The organism is Arcicella gelida (assembly GCF_034931025.1).
Taxonomy (GTDB): Bacteria; Bacteroidota; Bacteroidia; order Cytophagales; family Spirosomataceae; genus Arcicella; species Arcicella gelida.
In genome coordinates this window covers 319,203-332,649 of record NZ_JAYGIL010000004.1, presented here as the reverse complement: position 1 = coordinate 332,649, position 13,447 = coordinate 319,203, and the positions used below count along the sequence as shown (strand labels likewise).

The following is a 13,447-nucleotide window of genomic DNA, read 5'->3' as shown; positions in this document are numbered from 1 at the left end:
TAAAGCCTATTCACTCACCATTGATGATTGATTTCTATTGTAAAAGGAAAATTATGCCAACGTTAATTGGTCACGATATGTCTTTGCCAATGCCAAGAAAGCCTCAGCATCTTCTACATATTTTGTAGCAAATTCTTGTGAAGGCTCATTTTGATTGATTTGTAAAACCAATTCTTTAAATGTTTTGCCACTCAAAGAAATTTCGCCCGTTGCCACAAATTGCTCGTCAAATTTATCAATTACGCCACTTTGTGTCGAAGCACTTACTGATTTATCTAACAACAAAGCTTTGGCTGCACTTACGAATACGCTATAAGCATGATAGATTGAATCTGACCAACGATTTTCGTCATAAGCAGCTTTTGTCCAATCCATTTTCTCTACAGATTCTAATAACAAAGTAGCTACTAAATCTATAATTACACTAGCACATTCCCCAACACCAATTTCTGTTTGGAATTGTTCAGACGCACCCCAGTCGATAAAATCATCTTCTTTCAAAGTAGTTAAATCAGCTACTGGTTTTAATAAATTATAGAAGTATTTTTCACCCTGACGGTCATAATAATCATTAAAGTATTCGCCTTCGTTAGCGTTTTCTTCATAATTATTCAATACAACTCTTAATACTTGTGGTCCACGTTTTGATGGTACTTTAATCACTTTATCCGCCACACGACCAACGCCATTTCCAACTGTTCCACCACCTAATAATACTTGAAGAGCAGGTAAAACACGCTTATCTGCTGCTTTCAGAGACGAACCATGGAAACCGATATTTGCCATACCGTGTTGCCCGCAAGAGTTCATACAACCAGAAATCTTGATTTTAATATCGCTATTATGAATCAATTCAGGGAAGTCTTCTGTAATAACAGCTTCTAATTTAGAAGTAATATTTGTACTATCTGAAATCGCTAAATTACAAGTATCCGTTCCCGGACAAGCAGTAATATTTGCCATTGAATTAGCTCCTGCCGCTGCAAAACCGTGGGCTTCTAATACTGAATAGATATATGGTAAATTAGCTTCTGGAACGAATTTCAACATCAAACCTTGGTTGATAGTTACTCTAACGTCATCGCCAATATAACCTTCTAATTGTTCGATTAATGAACGAGAAGTTGTTGAATGAATATTTCCGTTTAATATTCTAACATAAACACCATAGAAACCAGCTTGCTTTTGTTCAAAAGTATTCGTTGCTTTCCACAAATCGTATGCTTCTTGGTTAGCAATTTCAACTGAAGCTGTTTTAGAAGGCATCGCATCAGCTTCTACGTTCCATTTCCCAGTTGTTGTATCTACTTCAAAAGACTTACTTTTTAAAGCTTTCCATTCTGCTTGAATCAATTCTGTTAGTTTTTCAAAACCAATTTTTTGAATCAAGAATTTAATACGTGCTTTGTGACGAGAATTTCTTTCGCCGTGACGGTCGAATACTCTTAAAGTTGCTTCTAAGAAAGGAATGATTTGGTCAGCTGCTAAAAATTCGAAAGACGTTTTAGCCAACATTGGTTGTGCGCCCAATCCTCCGCCTAATACTACTTTAAAACCACGTTTGCCATCTTGGATTTTAGGAATAAAACCCATGTCGTGCATATAAGTTAAGGCAGTATCTTCATCAGTATTTGAAAATGCAATTTTGAACTTTCTACCCATTTCCTGACAAATAGGATTTCTCAAGAAATAACGGAAAGTTGCATCTGCATAAGGAGTAACATCAAAAGGTTCGTTAGGGTCGATACCCGCTGAAGGCGAAGCCGTTACGTTTCTTACAGTATTTCCACAAGCTTCACGAAGGGTGATATCGTCTTCTTCTAATTTCGACCATAATTCTGGCGTTCTATCTAAAGAAACAAAGTGAATTTGTATATCCTGACGAGTAGTTAAATGAAGATTTCCAGTAGAATATTCATCTGAAATATCAGCAATACGTTTCCACTGTTTGAAAGTCATTTTTCCATAAGGCAATTTAATACGAATCATTTGTACACCTTGTTGGCGTTGACCATATACACCTCTTGCCAAACGAAGACTACGGAATTTTTCCTCGTGAATTTTTCCTTCACGGAATAATTCTATTTTGCGAGCCAAATCAATAATATCTTTCTCTACAAGTGGATTTTCGAGTTCAGTTCTGAAACTTTGCATGATTTTCTTGATATTTTTAGCTTTTTACTTTTCCAGGAGAGGATAAAAAGCTTTCCTATTACTCTATTAATTATATAGATTTAAGGCAAAATTAATCAAGAAAGTTCGGCAAGCAAGATTTTTTTAGAAAAAAATGTTTACTTTTTTTGCTAAAGCCTTCATAATTATTGGCTTTAAAAAAATATGACAGAAAGGGATTTAGCTAAAATAGCCTTTCTACAGGGACTAAAATACAGTAAGAATTATACTATATTTGTAAGTGTATTTGACTTAAAACAACCCTGAAAAACATGAAACAAAGCTTCTTTGCCTTGATGGCTCTTTTAACAATTAGTCTATCTGCTTGTACTGAAACCAAAAAAATTGCCGAACTACAAGACCAAATTCGTCGTCAAGAAAGTCAAATAGCGAAAGAACGACAAGAAAACTCAGAATTAAGTAGTTTTCGTTTTAGTTTAGAAAGTCAGTTTAAGAAGAAAAACGAAGAGTACCTAAAATGTCAAGAAGATAGCAAAGAAACTTTTGAAGCATTGTCATTGAAGTATAATCGTTTATTAGATGATTATACCAAATTACAAACGTCATACAAATCATTAAACGAAGCCTATGAAACCAGTAAAGAAAATGCGGCTTCTGTGATTATGGAATTAGAAGAAAAAACTAGACAAAAAACAGTGAGAGTTGCAAAAAGTACCAAGAAAACAAGGACTGTGAGTAGAAGCAAAAAGCGTCGTCGTAGATAAGAATAACATAATAAAAAGGGATTTCAACGCTATTTGAAATCCCTTTTTATATGTGTAAATAAATTATTTTTCGCTCAAAATCTTTAAATGTTTTGGGTCGGCTAATCTTACTACTTCTTTTTTAGAAAACTTAATTAACCATAAGCCCAGAAAAGCTCCGTCTTTTTTAAACGCTAAACTATCCATCTTCGCTTTTTCGCCGATTGCATTAAGCTGTTTTTTATCCAGTTTCAACAAACTTTTATTTGCTGTAATCGGAGAAGTATAGTAAAAAAAGGCTTCATCTTCCGACTTCTGAATATTATCAATTTGAGGAATATTATGTTCAACATTGTATTGATAAGCATCTAGTGTTTCGTTAATTTTTTTATCCCAAGCAGGATTTTTCAATTGTAGTGGACTTCCCGAAACAATTTCTACTCTATAAGCTTTAGCTAAAGAATCTTTCAAAGAAGAATCTTGAAGGTTTTTAGATAAATCTGCATTCAGCTTTTTGACAATCATACTTCCCCACTCATCTACTTGTGCTGTAAATTGTGCTGGCGTAATCCGTTTTACTTCTCGTTCGTGTAATTCCTTTACAGCGGCTGTTGTATCAATACGTTTGCTAAAATCGCAACTTATGAACATTACATTTGCTAAAAATAGTAAAGAAAAATATTGGGTAATTGATGAGAAAAATGAAGGTTTCTGTTTCATGTTTTGACCTAATCTGATAATTTGTGTAAAGATAGGGCTGAAACATGAGAAAAGTCGTGATACTTACCACGACTTCCTTGATTATTTTATGAAGGAATCTTAATATCTTCCTCTTCTTCCATTGTGTCTTCCATTATCGTGACGATACCTTGGCGGAGCATTTCTTGGTACAACGATTACTCTTCTTGGCGGAGGCACTACATAACGGTATCTAGGATAAGAATAGCCATATCTATATGGATAAGGGCGGCGGCTATCAACTCTCACATAAGAAGGTCCACAAGACGCTACCAATAGAATAATTGCTAATGATAAAAAAAGCAATTGAAATGTTCTATGAATTTTTAGCTTTTTCATGACGTATGGAGTTTAAAATATGGTACTTAGAGATTAAATAACGAAGAAGGTTTAAAATAAGTGTAGTGCTATTTACTTGGGTATCTAAGCAAAAGACAATCCGATAAACATTTACCCCCATTGAATATAAAGAATTTTGTATCTTTGCACCCTGATTTTTACTTTGCCAAAATATTCGGCTATACTCGCTAATATCAAGCTGTTGAACTTTCCGAAATAAGAAAAAATATGTTAGAACAATTAGAATCCATCCGTGAACGATTTGAAGAAGTTGCTCAGCAAATGACGCAACCCGAAGTAGTATCGGATATGAAAAAATATAAAACAATCAGTAAGGAGTATAAAGACCTTGAAAAGATTGTTTTAAAATATAATGAATACAAGAATATCCTTTCCAATATCGAAGGTGCAAAAGAAGTAATTGCTACAGAAAAAGACGAGGAATTCCGTGCTTTAGCAAAAGGTGAATTAGAAGAATTGTTGCCTCAGAAAGAAGAGTATGAGAAGACAATTAAAGAAATGTTGATTCCAAAAGACCCTAATGATTCTAAAAATATCATCATGGAAATTCGTGCTGGAACGGGTGGAGATGAAGCGGGAATTTTTGCAGGAGACCTTTTCAGAATGTACCAACGTTTTTGTGCTAACCAAGGGTGGCAATTTCAGTTGATGGACTATACGCAAGCGTCATCTGGTGGCTATAAAGAAATCATTGCCAACATTCAAGGAGAAGATGTATATGGCAAAATGAAGTTTGAATCGGGTGTTCACCGTGTACAACGTGTGCCTGCTACAGAATCTCAAGGACGTATCCATACTTCGGCGGCTACAGTGGCTGTTTTACCTGAAGTGGATGAAGTGGATGTTCAAATCAATATGAGTGATATTCGTAAAGATACGTTCTGTTCTTCTGGTGCTGGTGGACAGTCTGTAAACACAACTTATTCTGCTGTTAGGGTTACTCACTTACCATCGGGTTTAGTAGTACAGTGTCAGGATGAGCGTTCGCAGATTAAAAACTTTGAAAAGGCTATGACCGTTTTACGTTCAAGACTTTACGATATTGAATTAGCAAAACAACAAGAATCTATCGCTGGCGACCGTCGTTCAATGGTTGGTTCGGGCGACCGTTCAGATAAAATCCGTACTTATAATTATCCACAAGGTAGAGTAACCGACCACCGTATTGGTTATACTGTATATAATTTACCAGTAGTAATGGATGGTGAAATTGGTGATTTTATCGAACAATTAAGAATTGCAGAAAATGCTGAGAAATTGAAAGAAGGAGCTGGAGCGTTGTAGAAGTGATGAGTAGTCCTTTGGCATTGCCTAAAATTCGTTTCTGACCAGTTTGTTTCCTAACCCTCAAATTCTTTTTAAAAATGAATTTGGGGGTTAATTATTTTGTATCATATTTTTCTAAGTTGAAAGTTAAAAGTATTTGTTTCTCCATAAATTATTGGTCCAACTGGATTCCCCACTTGCTCATATTGATTATTTTTCCAAACGTAAATATTATATTGACTATTTAAATCATAGTTTGAGTCACTAAATGGTTTGAATGTAGTTTGTCCATAGGTAACCATATATGCAATAGTATAAATTCCATCTTTATTGGTTTCTCCAATTACATCAAATATAGGAATACGAGAAAGACCCTTTGCATAATCTGCTTCAAATTGAAATTTCAAACCTACGACAGGCATATCGTTTTCATCAATTACTTTTCCAGTAATGATAGTATCACGGTCAGGAAATTCATCTTTCCCACAAGAAAAAAGGATAGGGGGCAATATGCCCAAGACACCAAGAAGTTTTCGTCTTTTCATGTTATGATAGAACAGAGTTGTTAAAAATTAAAATAAGTAATAAATCTAAACCGCCACTTCAGCTTTCTCCAATTTAAACGAAAAAGTCGTGCCTTTTTCTGGCTTTGAGGCTACTGAAATTTTGGTTCTGTGGGCATTTAAAATGTGTTTTACAATGGCTAAACCTAAGCCTGATGAACCATCTGAGCGACTGCGGGCTTTATCTACTCTATAAAACCTTTCAAAAATTCTGTTCAAATGTTCTGGTGCAATGCCTGGACCATTATCTTTGATAGCAACTTTCCAATCTTTTTTATCTTCTTCAAAATTTACAATCACCGTTCCGTTTTCGTTGCCGTATTTAATGGCGTTTTCTACGAGATTCGTCATTACTTGTCCGATTCTTTGGGCATCCGCTTTTACCCAAACTTGTAATTGTGGCGACTTAATTTGAAGTGTTGCATTTTTCTCTTTCGCTTTTCCTTCCAATTGCTCAAATACTTCTTTGGTAATTTGCTTAATATCAACCTTCGCACGATTCATCTTAATATCGCCGGTTTCCATTTGCGATAGCGTCAATAAATCTTTCACTAAAATATCTAAACCGTCTAAACTTTTAGCAGCCTTTATCAAGAAACGTTCACGAACATTTTCATCATCCATCGCTCCATCCAATAAAGTATGCACAAAACCTTGTGCTGCAAAAATCGGTGTTTTCAATTCATGCGAAACATTGGCTAAAAATTCACGACGATACTTTTCTAAACGTTTCAATTCTGTTACTTCTTGTTCCTTTTTAGAAACATAGACAAACAATTCATCATTCAGTTTCTTGAGTGGATTATTGTTCTTGTATAATTTCTTTCTGGTTACACCGAAATCTTTGATTTTTAGTCGGTTGATAGAATCGTACATTTTGTTGATTTCTTGAAATACCAAGTAATCCAACACAAAATAAATGAGAATTCCCGCCACAATCAGCGTCGCAATAAAACTGACGAATAGTACATTGGCATTCGATTCGGGCAGAAAAGAAAGAAAAGAAGTAATAAAAGCAGCGATGACAATAGCCAACAAAGTGGCTAACAATTTGGGATTCAGAAGCATGAGAAAACCTAATTCGTTTTTGATAAAAGGATTTTTACTTTTCTAAAAGTGTAAAGCATGGTAATCCTTATGCAAGTTTCACGTTTTTTGGCGATAATTTGTATTAAATTTAGGAAAATGAATATGAAAATGATTTCCGAAATCGTAGCTCAATAATTCTTTTGTACCTTTGTTCTTTCCTTAAACATATTGAAGGCATTGAATTTTGAGTAAGAATCGTCACTCAATCGTTCAATCACTCAATCACTCATTAAAAATGCAACTCAATCAATTAACCGCAATCTCTCCCATCGATGGGCGTTACCGCAAGCAAGTAGAAAGTCTTGCTCCTTTTTTCTCTGAATTTGGGCTTATCAAATATCGTGTTCGTATTGAAATAGAGTACTTTATCGCCCTTTGCGAAATACCTTTACCTCAATTAGAATCGATTAATAAAGATTTGTTTACGGCTTTAAGAGATATTTATCTTAATTTCTCTGAAGAAGATGCCCTTTGGATTAAGGAGACTGAAAAAGTAACCAATCATGATGTGAAAGCGGTTGAGTATTTTATCAAACACAAATTAGATAAGTTTGGTATTAATGATTCTTTAGAGTTCATTCACTTTGGTCTTACTTCTCAAGATGTGAATAATACAGCCATTCCATTGTCTTTATTAGAAGCGATGAGCGAAGTATTAGTACCAAAATTAGAAGAAGTAATTGCCAAAATTGAAGCTTTGGCTGAAGAATGGAAAGATATTCCATTATTGGCACATACACATGGGCAGCCAGCTTCGCCAACTCGTTTGGGTAAAGAATTCATGGTGTTCGTTGAAAGAATGGAACGCCAAATGGATTTATTGAAAACCATTCCATATTCTGCAAAATTCGGTGGAGCAACTGGTAATTTCAATGCTCATAATGTAGCTTATCCAGAAAATAATTGGGTTGAGTTTGGAAACGCCTTTGTAAAATCTTTAGGATTAACTCGTAGCAAATACACTACTCAGATTGAACATTACGATAACTTAGCGGCTTTGATGGATAATTTAAAACGTTTGAACAACATCGTTTTAGACCTTGACCGTGACGTTTGGACTTACGTTTCAATGGGTTATTTCAAACAAAAAATCAAAGCTGGTGAAGTAGGTTCTTCGGCAATGCCACATAAAGTAAATCCAATTGATTTTGAAAATTCAGAAGGAAACGTAGGTATTGCTAACGCTTTGTATGAATTTTTGGCTGCAAAATTACCAGTATCTCGTTTACAAAGAGATTTAACGGATTCAACAGTACTTAGAAATTTGGGCGTGCCGATTGGGCATCAATTAATTGCTTTAACGGCTTTGTTGCGTGGTTTGAATAAATTAGAATTAAACCAAGAAGCTATCAATGCAGATTTAGAAGATAATTGGGCAGTTGTAGCAGAAGCGATTCAAACGATTTTGAGAAGAGAAGGTTATCCACAACCTTACGAAGCTTTAAAAGCCTTGACTCGTAAAAACGATAAAATCACCGAAAAAACCATTGCTGAGTTTATCGACGGTTTAGAAATCAGTGATAAAGTAAAATATGAATTAAAGAGAATTACTCCATTCAATTATGTGGGTGTATTGGAGTAATTTATAAAATATTTATTTGAAAAAGGCTTTAGACTTCTGTTTGTCTAAAGCCTTTTTTGTTTGTCATTCAACCTCTTATTCTTTCAGAAAAAGCTTGAACAATGTTACTTTATTTTGATGAACAGATAATGAAGATTGGTGAAAATTATTTAAGTCAAAATTGCTTCCATTTACATACATGAAATGCTCTTCAAACCGTGGCATTGTATTCGTCGCTTTGAAAACTTCTTTATTTTTTATAAAAACTGCAAGCGTATCTACTGTCTCAATATCAATAAAGGCTGTTCTAAGCGAGCTTACAGCCTCAATGCCAATTTTGTTATTGAATGGTTTGATTGTTTCCTTTTCCTTACAAGCAATAAAGAAATAGAAAAAGAGTAAAGTACTTAGCATCTGTTTCATTTTGTGGGAAGAATTTAAAGGTTAACTAAAAAAGAAAATGTAGAAAAGTACCAATGGTAAAAGACAGTATAATATATGTAATACCATTATTGTTTTGGCATATTTGGGAAACAGTTTTTTAAAATACAAGTAGGATATAAAGCTGAGACTTGTAACTATTAATTCTAATGATACCAGTGAGAAAATTATCAATGCCATGATATAAGAATTTTCATTTTAGAAAATATTGCTTTGCATAAATATAGTGGAAAAGTCCTAAAAACACAAAGAGCGAAAACCTTTCGATTTTCGCTCTTTGTGCTGTGTGTATCTCGTTGTTGTTAATAATTGAATTAGAATCTGAAGTGAGAGAATGCTTTGTTAGCTTCTGCCATACGGTGCGTATCATCTTTCTTCTTCACTGCTGCACCTTCACCTTTAGCTGCTGCCATGATTTCGTTAGCAAGACGGTCAACCATAGTTTTATCTCCACGCTTACGAGCATAAAGAATTAACCATTTCATACCTACTGATAACTTACGGTCTGCACGTACTTCCGTTGGAACTTGGAAAGTAGCACCACCTACACGACGGCTTTTTACTTCTACCGTTGGCATAACGTTGTTTAATGCTTTTTTGAAAAGCTCTAAACCGTTTTTCTCTTTGGTTCTATCTTCAACTTTGTCTAATGCACCGTAAAAAATCGTGAATGCTGTTGATTTTTTACCATCGTACATCAAGTTATTAACAAACTTGGTTACCATTACATCCCTAAATTTAGGATCAGGTAATACGTATCTCTTTTTTGGTTTTGACTTTCTCATTGGATTGTTAAGATTTTAAGTTTAGCCCATCTTCTGCCCTTAACTAAAGCATACTGGACTGTTTTTGTAATTTGATGATTTGAAAATTTGATGATTTGAAAATGTTACACTTTCAAATTCTTCAATTAACGAATGTCAAATTATTTTTTCTTACCGCCTTTTCCGCCTTTTACTGGAGCTGCCACTTGACCTGGTTTAGGACGTTTAGCACCATATTTAGAACGACGTTGACGACGACCATTTACACCTGCAGTATCTAAAGCACCACGGATGATATGGTAACGTACCCCTGGTAAATCTTTCACACGACCACCACGAATCAATACGATTGAGTGTTCTTGCAAGTTGTGACCTTCACCTGGAATGTAAGCATTTACTTCTTTGCCGTTTGTTAAACGTACACGGGCTACTTTACGCATTGCCGAGTTTGGCTTCTTAGGCGTAGTAGTATAAACCCTTGTACACACGCCACGACGTTGCGGACAAGAATCAAGAGCAGGAGATTTTGACTTCCAAGTCATTTGCTCCCTGCCATTTCTTACTAACTGTTGTATAGTTGGCATTTTGTGTTGTTTTAATAGAGATACACATTGCTGATTTTTAAACACTTAGCTAATCTCACAAAGAAGAATAAATTCAAACGATGAAAGATTTCGTATAATTACCTCAAAATCAGGGGTGCAAAATTACGCAAAGTATCTGAGATACAAAAGGTTTAATTAAATTTATTTCTCATCTAAACCTCGCTCAATGGCTAATTCTAAGCCTCTTAGCTCGGCTAAGCCTCTTAAACGACCGATGGCAGTGTAACCTGGATTGGTTCTTTTCTCTGGATTGAGGTCATCCAACATTCTATGTCCGTGGTCTGGACGGAATGGCAAGCGGTAATCTTCTCTTCCAGTTTCTATTCTTTTGCGTTGTTCAATTACCAAAGCTTTCATCACTCCGTACATATCCACATCGCCAGCAAGGTGGTCTGCTTCATGGAAATTACCTTCAGCATCACGTTTGGTGGCTCTTAAATGCACAAAATTGATTCTATCGCCTATTCTTTCTACCATGCCAACCAAATCGTTGTCTTCACGAACGCCATAACTTCCTGTGCAGAAACACAGTCCATTATTAGGACTTTCGTAGGCTTCCAAAATTTGTTTTGCATCGGCTTCTGTACTTACTACTCTCGGCAAACCCAAAATTGGATACGGTGGGTCGTCGGGATGAATGGCTAAATTAATGCCTGCTTCTTCGGCTACAGGCGTAATCTCTCTTAAAAACTCATAAAGATTCGCTCTTAACTCTTTATCGCCTACTTCTTTATAACCTTCTAAAACTACTAAAAACTCTTCAACGGTAAAGCTTTCTTCACTTCCCGGCAAACCTGCGATGATATTACGAGTAAGTTTTGCACGCTGAGCTTCGGTAGAATTTTCAAACCAAGCTTTGGCTTTTTCTAATTGAATGGCTGTATAACTCGCTTCAGCATTTGGTCTTTTTAAGATATAAATTTCAAAAGCGGCAAACTCGGTTGCATCAAAACGCAAGGCTGTTGAGCCATCTGGCATCGGAGCGTCTAAATCTGTACGTGTCCAGTCTAGCACGGGCATAAAATTATAGCAAACGGTATCAATACCACACTTACCAAGATTGATTAATGATTGCTTATAATTTTCAATATACTCACGATAATTTCCTGTTCGTTTTTTGATGTCTTCATGAACAGGTACACTTTCTATTACTGATAAGGTTAATCCCGCAGCTTCAATTTCAGCTTTACGTTTCTGAATTTCTTCAACCGTCCAGATTACTCCATTAGGTAAATGGTGCAAGGCAGTAACGATACCCGTTGCTCCTGCTTGACGAATATGTGCTAATGGAACTGGGTCTTTTGTTCCAAACCAGCGAAATGTTTGTTCTAAAGGCATTTTATTCAGTTAAATATTATATTGATAGATTTTTACTTATAAAGCTATTGGGGTCTTTTTTTTACCCATTATTAATAGCGATAGCTTATGATAAGTTAAATTTATTTTTGTGACTAATAAGGAAATCTTCTCATTTTAAGTCCTTACTTTTCTTGTCTTGATACAAGAAAAGTAACCGCAACGGCGGACCGTAAAAGAAAATCAAGAAATTCTAAACTCGCTAACGCTCAAACAGTAGAATTTCGGCAAATGCTTACGCCAGTATATTTACAAACTGCAATTGCAGATGAAATTTAAATCTTATCTGCAATTGCTCTGTCGTTTGATAATCTTGGTACTTTATTTTGTCCACCTAATTTTCCTTGCGATTTCATGTAATCTATAAAAGCATTTCTTGGTAACATTCTTATTTTTAAAGGCTGAAGGATATTACCTGTCATCAAATCATCGTAATAAACATTTAATTCTGCCAATTTTTGGTTGATGTCTTGTGCGAAAGTATTCAAATCTTGTGGTGCTTTGGCAAATTCTACAAGCCATTCGTGGTAAGGTAAACCGCCTTCTGGTGGTGTTACTTGTGGTGCAACCGTAAATTCTACCAATTCTACTTCTGGGTGACGTTGCATGGCAAATTGCATGGCTTTTTCTACTTCTTCGCCAATTACGTGTTCGCCAAAAGCTGAAATAAAATGCTTGATTCTTCCAGAAACAATAATCCTGTATGGATTCAACGAAACAAATTTTACGGTATCGCCAATTGAATAGCCCCAAAGTCCAGCATTGGTATTCATCACTACGGCATAATTTATGCCTAATTGTACTTCACCAATATGCAAACGTCTTGGATTTTCTTTGAAGTAATCTTCTACAGGAATAAATTCATAAAATACACCCGAGTTCAATAACAATAAAAGTCCTTCTGCTTCTTGCGAATCTTGATAAGCAATAAAGCCTTCGGAAGCTGGATAAGTTTCGATAGAATCTATTCTTTTGCCAATAGATTCAAAAAGTTTAGCCCGATAAGGTTCAAAGTTTACTCCACCGTAAACGAAGAGTGAAAAATCTGGAAAAACATCTTTGATTTTTTTTCCTGTTCTGGCTTGAATACGGTCAAAATACATTTGTACCCAAGGTGGAATACCTGAAATCAAAGACATAGGCTTGTCGATGGTTTCATCAATAATTTTCTCCAATTTTGTCTCCCAATCTTCAATACAATTGGTTTCATAACTTGGCAATTGATTACTTCTTAAATAACCCGGCACATGGTGATTCACAATGCCCGAAAGTCGCCCTGTGAATACGCCATTCTTTTTTATCATTTCTGGCGAACCCGACAAAAAAATTAAATTCTTATCTAAAAATTGAGAATTCCCCGTTTCATGTACATAACTCAACAAAGCGTCTCTAGCACCGTTGATATGAAAACCTATTGATTCTTTTGAAATAGGAATATACTTTACGCCCGAAGTTGTGCCTGAAGTTTTCGCAAAATAAAGCGGTTTATCTTTCCACAAAATATCACTTTCGCCAGCTACTACTTTTTCTATATAAGGTTTCAGGTTTTCATAGTCTTGTACAGGAATGGCATCTTTGAAACTTTGATAATCTGAAATTTCTGAAAAGCGATGGTCTTTCCCAAAAAGCGTGTGCGAAGCATCAGCAACTAAACTTTTCATTAAATTTAGTTGTGTTTCAACGGCCTGTTTTTCCCACTTTTGGCGGTTTTGTACTACGAAAGAAGCAAATGGTTTTGCCAGAATTGAACGAAAGCCCATGAAGTACTAAGGTTTATAATTTAATTTTTGACGTGTTACTCCAAACACAAGTAAAGTTAAAAACAAAT

The 13,447-nt window shown here is 35.3% G+C and carries 13 protein-coding genes; 3 read left to right on the top strand and 10 right to left on the bottom strand.

The window, feature by feature from the left end; translation table 11 throughout:
- Positions 1 to 51: 51 nt before the first annotated feature.
- Positions 52 to 2,154 (bottom strand): nitrite reductase, encoded by a 2,103-nt coding sequence (locus VB776_RS05085; protein WP_323326646.1) that lies wholly within the window; start codon positions 2,152 to 2,154, stop codon positions 52 to 54.
- 290 nt (positions 2,155 to 2,444) lie between these two features.
- Between VB776_RS05085 and VB776_RS05080 the strand changes: the two genes are divergently transcribed.
- On the top strand, positions 2,445 to 2,897 hold the full coding sequence (locus VB776_RS05080) for a hypothetical protein (RefSeq protein WP_323326644.1): 453 nt from the start codon (positions 2,445 to 2,447) through the stop codon (positions 2,895 to 2,897).
- Between the two features lie 63 nt (positions 2,898 to 2,960).
- On the opposite strand, the gene VB776_RS05075 is transcribed toward VB776_RS05080, so the two are convergent.
- Positions 2,961 to 3,596 carry a hypothetical protein gene (locus tag VB776_RS05075; protein ID WP_323326642.1) on the bottom strand — a complete coding sequence of 212 codons (636 nt, stop codon included), beginning with the start codon at positions 3,594 to 3,596 and terminating at the stop codon, positions 2,961 to 2,963.
- A 99-nt stretch (positions 3,597 to 3,695) separates the two neighbouring features.
- Positions 3,696 to 3,953, bottom strand: a complete 258-nt coding sequence (locus VB776_RS05070; RefSeq protein ID WP_323326640.1) for a hypothetical protein — start codon at positions 3,951 to 3,953, stop codon at positions 3,696 to 3,698.
- 228 nt (positions 3,954 to 4,181) lie between these two features.
- On the opposite strand from VB776_RS05070, the gene prfA reads away from it, so the two are divergent.
- Positions 4,182 to 5,258, top strand: a complete 1,077-nt coding sequence (gene prfA / locus VB776_RS05065) for a peptide chain release factor 1 (RefSeq protein ID WP_323326638.1) — start codon at positions 4,182 to 4,184, stop codon at positions 5,256 to 5,258.
- Between the two features lie 107 nt (positions 5,259 to 5,365).
- On the opposite strand, the gene VB776_RS05060 is transcribed toward prfA, so the two are convergent.
- Both VB776_RS05060 and VB776_RS05055 read right to left on the bottom strand, forming a co-directional pair.
- On the bottom strand, positions 5,366 to 5,785 hold the full coding sequence (locus tag VB776_RS05060; RefSeq protein ID WP_323326636.1) for a hypothetical protein: 420 nt from the start codon (positions 5,783 to 5,785) through the stop codon (positions 5,366 to 5,368).
- Between the two features lie 45 nt (positions 5,786 to 5,830).
- A complete protein-coding gene (locus VB776_RS05055; protein WP_323326634.1) occupies positions 5,831 to 6,871 on the bottom strand; it encodes a sensor histidine kinase in 1,041 nt (346 codons plus the stop codon).
- 256 nt (positions 6,872 to 7,127) lie between these two features.
- On the opposite strand from VB776_RS05055, the gene purB reads away from it, so the two are divergent.
- Complete coding sequence (gene purB, locus VB776_RS05050) at positions 7,128 to 8,474, top strand: adenylosuccinate lyase (protein ID WP_323326632.1); 1,347 nt, start codon at positions 7,128 to 7,130, stop codon at positions 8,472 to 8,474.
- Between the two features lie 75 nt (positions 8,475 to 8,549).
- Here the strand turns inward: purB and VB776_RS05045 are convergent, their stop codons facing one another.
- The 5 genes from VB776_RS05045 to VB776_RS05025 all read right to left on the bottom strand — a co-directional run bounded on the left by VB776_RS05045 (position 8,550) and on the right by VB776_RS05025 (position 13,379).
- A complete protein-coding gene (locus VB776_RS05045) occupies positions 8,550 to 8,876 on the bottom strand; it encodes a hypothetical protein (protein WP_323326630.1) in 327 nt (108 codons plus the stop codon).
- A gap of 332 nt (positions 8,877 to 9,208) precedes the next feature.
- The gene (rpsG, locus tag VB776_RS05040) at positions 9,209 to 9,679 is read right to left on the bottom strand and encodes a 30S ribosomal protein S7 (protein WP_323326628.1); all 471 of its coding nucleotides are present in this window, start codon (positions 9,677 to 9,679) and stop codon (positions 9,209 to 9,211) included.
- A 140-nt stretch (positions 9,680 to 9,819) separates the two neighbouring features.
- The gene (rpsL, locus tag VB776_RS05035; RefSeq protein ID WP_309921726.1) at positions 9,820 to 10,242 is read right to left on the bottom strand and encodes a 30S ribosomal protein S12; all 423 of its coding nucleotides are present in this window, start codon (positions 10,240 to 10,242) and stop codon (positions 9,820 to 9,822) included.
- 162 nt (positions 10,243 to 10,404) lie between these two features.
- Entirely contained in the window at positions 10,405 to 11,601 is a 1,197-nt protein-coding gene (uxuA, locus tag VB776_RS05030; RefSeq protein WP_323326626.1) for a mannonate dehydratase, read from the bottom strand.
- 293 nt (positions 11,602 to 11,894) lie between these two features.
- A complete protein-coding gene (locus tag VB776_RS05025) occupies positions 11,895 to 13,379 on the bottom strand; it encodes a GH3 auxin-responsive promoter family protein (RefSeq protein ID WP_323326624.1) in 1,485 nt (494 codons plus the stop codon).
- Positions 13,380 to 13,447 lie beyond the last annotated feature (68 nt).

Bases quoted from the DNA above. Each gene is read 5' to 3' on its own strand.
- VB776_RS05075 (WP_323326642.1), bottom strand. From the start codon at position 3,596: ATGAAACAGAAACCTTCATTTTTCTCATCAATTACCCAATATTTTTCT.
- VB776_RS05045 (WP_323326630.1), bottom strand. From the start codon at position 8,876: ATGAAACAGATGCTAAGTACTTTACTCTTTTTCTATTTCTTTATTGCT.
- VB776_RS05025 (WP_323326624.1), bottom strand. From the start codon at position 13,379: ATGGGCTTTCGTTCAATTCTGGCAAAACCATTTGCTTCTTTCGTAGTA.
- uxuA (WP_323326626.1), bottom strand. From the start codon at position 11,601: ATGCCTTTAGAACAAACATTTCGCTGGTTTGGAACAAAAGACCCAGTT.
- purB (WP_323326632.1), top strand. From the start codon at position 7,128: ATGCAACTCAATCAATTAACCGCAATCTCTCCCATCGATGGGCGTTAC.
- VB776_RS05080 (WP_323326644.1), top strand. From the start codon at position 2,445: ATGAAACAAAGCTTCTTTGCCTTGATGGCTCTTTTAACAATTAGTCTA.
- rpsL (WP_309921726.1), bottom strand. From the start codon at position 10,242: ATGCCAACTATACAACAGTTAGTAAGAAATGGCAGGGAGCAAATGACT.
- prfA (WP_323326638.1), top strand. From the start codon at position 4,182: ATGTTAGAACAATTAGAATCCATCCGTGAACGATTTGAAGAAGTTGCT.
- VB776_RS05060 (WP_323326636.1), bottom strand. From the start codon at position 5,785: ATGAAAAGACGAAAACTTCTTGGTGTCTTGGGCATATTGCCCCCTATC.
- VB776_RS05055 (WP_323326634.1), bottom strand. From the start codon at position 6,871: ATGCTTCTGAATCCCAAATTGTTAGCCACTTTGTTGGCTATTGTCATC.
- VB776_RS05070 (WP_323326640.1), bottom strand. From the start codon at position 3,953: ATGAAAAAGCTAAAAATTCATAGAACATTTCAATTGCTTTTTTTATCA.
- VB776_RS05085 (WP_323326646.1), bottom strand. From the start codon at position 2,154: ATGCAAAGTTTCAGAACTGAACTCGAAAATCCACTTGTAGAGAAAGAT.
- rpsG (WP_323326628.1), bottom strand. From the start codon at position 9,679: ATGAGAAAGTCAAAACCAAAAAAGAGATACGTATTACCTGATCCTAAA.